Source organism: Candidatus Sodalis sp. SoCistrobi (assembly GCF_900143145.1).
Lineage (GTDB): Bacteria > Pseudomonadota > Gammaproteobacteria > Enterobacterales > Enterobacteriaceae > SoCistrobi.
In genome coordinates, this window is sequence record NZ_FRDB01000289.1 from 1 (window position 1) to 3,000 (window position 3,000).

The following is a 3,000-nucleotide window of genomic DNA, read 5'->3' on the forward strand; positions in this document are numbered from 1 at the left end:
CGTCATATGCTGTTTAACCAGCGTCTGATATCGGCGGGTAAGGCGAGAGTCAATCCCGCCAACAGATAGGTTGAAATCATTCTGCAAAGTAATAACAGGTATCACGATAAATGTGTAGATACCTATGGCTAAAGGGGCGGTCAAAATGCTGACCCGCGGAATGTGCGCCGAGCTGGCGCCTTACAACATTCAGGTCAACGGTATCGCGCCAGGGTATTTCAAAACCGAAATGACCACTACGCTGTCGGAGGATGAAACATTCAACCGGTGGCTTTATCAGCGCACACCCGCCGGGCGCTGGGGCGATCCCCAGGAACTGATCGGCGCGGCGGTGTTCCTCGCCTCCCCCGCTGCGGATTTTGTTAATGGTCATTTGCTGTTTGTCGATGGCGGCATGGCGGCGGTGGTGTGATTAGACGCCAAACGGGCGGATGCCGCTTACCATTTCCGGCACCTCACTGAAATACAGCAACGCGCCGGCGCCGACCAGCACTACCCCGCCGGCGAGCGCCAGCGTTGCCCATACCACATCGCGCCAGAGCGCCGGCGCGCGCGGCTTAATCAGTCGTTCAGCCACGGTCCGGCCAAAAAACACCAACAGCGCCAGCGTCAAAAGCGTTAGCGCCGTACCCACCGCCATCATCAGCGCAGACAACACGCCCCAGCCATAGACGCCGATCACTTTGGCGAACAGTAACACCAATACCGCGCCGGAGCAGGGGCGCAAGCCCATAGCGACGACCACAGCGGCGCGATTGTACCAGCCGTCGGCCGCCTGTAGCTCATCATCGCGCGGCAAATGCCGGTGCCCACAGCCGCAGCCCGCGTGGTGGTGGTGATTTTCCGGCCTCAAGGTTCGGAACACCGGCGCCCTCCCCGCAAAGGTCGCGGTCGTGCGCAGGCGTTGTAACAGGCGCCGGAGCGCACGCCAGCACAGCCAGACGCCCAATACCCCCACCAGCACAAAACTGGCCTTTTCCAGCCAGAATTGGCTAAGGTGCAAGGTGCGTGAAGACAAACGCAGCAGGTTCAGCGTCAGCGTGACCAGCATGATTGCCATCGCGCCCTGCAACAGCGCTGCGGCCAGCGTCATCAGCAAGCTCTGCCGCAAACGGGAACGGTGGGTGGCAAGATAGGTGGTGATGACCACTTTGCCGTGGCCGGGCCCGACCGCATGCAGTATGCCATACACGAAGCTGAACAGCAGCAGGGTGGCGCCATAATGCTGTGGATTAGCCTGCACCTCCTGCAACAGCACAACCATGTGCTGGTGCAGCTGCTTTTGCCAGAGAACCATTTGTAAAAGTATCTGCGGCCAACGCAGCCAGATCCAGTGGCCCGCCGCCGCCAGCGCCACAAAAAATGCCCAAAGCGGCCACAAATTCAGCCAGAGGCGGGATGGGCGGGGAGCCTCCGACCGCAGGATATCGTCGTTAATTTTGGTCACCGCTTCTCCCTACAGACGCGCGCAACAGATAAGGGCGACATGGTTAATTTGGTCATAGCCTACCCCGACAGGCGTCAGACGCCCGCAACAAATCAGGATGCCACCGGTAAATTGGGTCAAAGTCTATCCCGACAGGCGCCAGACGCCCGCAACAAATCAGGATGCCACCGTTAAATTGGGTCATAGCCTACCCCGACAGGCGCCAGCCCCCCGTAAGCCGATATTGTTATAAAATAACATAACTTAGACGACGATCCATCCCCCCTTTCCCCTTAGCGGCGGGATTTACGGCTGGTCCGGCAGCGGCAGGAAAAATGTGACGCGGCTAAAAGCTATGAAACAAAGTTGGCGCGCCGGCAGTGGCGAGATAGCGGTTGACTATGATTAAGGCTGTTACGATAGCCAAAAGGGTATACGACCCATGAGTCCGCCCACTTCACAGGCGCCCGCGCTGTCCGCTTCCGGCCGGCGTAGCCATTTGTTGCTGCTGCTATACTCGGCGACGGCGTCTTGCTCACTGGCACAACTGGCACATCGGTGCGGGATCGATGCCGATACCGTACAAAGCGATCTCGCGCAGCTCGAAGCCGAAATCGCCACACTCTACCGGCTCACCCTGCTGTGCCGGGAGGGGTCATACCGTATTGAGGGCAACGTTCTCAATCATCGGTTGTGTCTGTTCGATGGCCTGCGTCGGGCGCTGCGCCTCTGCCCGGATCGCGTCGAGCGGGATTTTACCGCGGCGCTAACGCATCAGTGGCGCGACCTGCCACCCGCGCTGCAAATCCCGCCGCCGCGTCTGGCGGAGGCCCTGGAGCGCCTTTTGCCGCTGCTGCCCGCTCAACGCGCCAATAGTAACCGCCAGTTCCTCGCTCTCTGACTGCGTTACCTGCAGCTGCAATGCCATCGTCGGCAAACGCCCAACTTCAACCAGCACCAGCGGCAATGGCTTATACAGAAACAGGCGTACCAGGCGGTGCAGGAAGCCTTGCGCGACTGGTCTTGGCCGGCCGGCGAGCTGTTTGGGTTGACGCTGCTTATCAGTTTGTTACGGCATCCCCAACCCGCCGATCCGGACTGCGCCGACGATAGACGGCTAAGCCAAGCGGTCGAACGGCTAGTCCGGCGTTTCGCCCAGCTTTCCGGCAGAACCTTTTCCCAGGAGGACGCGCTGGCGGAACAGCTGTTTTTCCATCTAAGCGCCGCGCTGGAACGCTGCCATTTCCATATGGGCATAGACAGTAGCCTGCAAAGCGAGGTTGAAGAAAAATACCCCAGTTTGCTGCGCGCCACCCGTGCGGCGATGATCCCGCTGGAGGCGGAATACCGTATTCGTTTCAGCCGGGAAGAGATGGGGTTGATTGCGGTCATTTTCGGCGCCTGGCTTATGCAAGAGACGGATTTGCAGGAAAAGCAGGTGGTGTGGTGAATCACCCCGGATAAATTAGAGTCTATACTTTAAAAGTGGAGGTCTCTATGACAACGACCAAACGTTACTCTCCGGAAGTCCGTGAACGGGCAGTTAATCTAGTGCTGGAAACTCAGCATGAGCA

3 protein-coding genes and 1 pseudogene are annotated in these 3,000 nt (G+C 58.9%); 3 read left to right on the plus strand and 1 reads right to left on the minus strand.

Features of this window, described 5'->3' with window-relative positions; translation table 11 throughout:
- Window positions 1–127 precede the first annotated feature (127 nt).
- Window positions 128–412, plus strand: a pseudogene (locus tag CINSTRO3249_RS14555) (SDR family oxidoreductase); the annotation flags it as partial.
- Here the strand turns inward: CINSTRO3249_RS14555 and CINSTRO3249_RS14560 are convergent.
- Window positions 413–1,447 (minus strand): nickel/cobalt transporter, encoded by a 1,035-nt coding sequence (locus CINSTRO3249_RS14560; protein ID WP_084790258.1) that lies wholly within the window; start codon window positions 1,445–1,447, stop codon window positions 413–415. It abuts the pseudogene before it with no gap.
- A 421-nt stretch (window positions 1,448–1,868) separates the two neighbouring features.
- Between CINSTRO3249_RS14560 and CINSTRO3249_RS14565 the strand changes: the two genes are divergently transcribed.
- On the plus strand, window positions 1,869–2,327 hold the full coding sequence (locus tag CINSTRO3249_RS14565) for a hypothetical protein (RefSeq protein WP_074013779.1): 459 nt from the start codon (window positions 1,869–1,871) through the stop codon (window positions 2,325–2,327).
- A gap of 96 nt (window positions 2,328–2,423) precedes the next feature.
- Window positions 2,424–2,876: a PRD domain-containing protein gene (locus tag CINSTRO3249_RS14570; RefSeq protein ID WP_074013780.1), complete on the plus strand. Its 453-nt coding sequence runs from the start codon at window positions 2,424–2,426 to the stop codon at window positions 2,874–2,876.
- The last annotated feature ends 124 nt before the right edge of the window (window positions 2,877–3,000 follow it).

Bases quoted from the DNA above. Each gene is read 5' to 3' on its own strand.
- CINSTRO3249_RS14565 (WP_074013779.1), top strand. From the start codon at position 1,869: ATGAGTCCGCCCACTTCACAGGCGCCCGCGCTGTCCGCTTCCGGCCGG.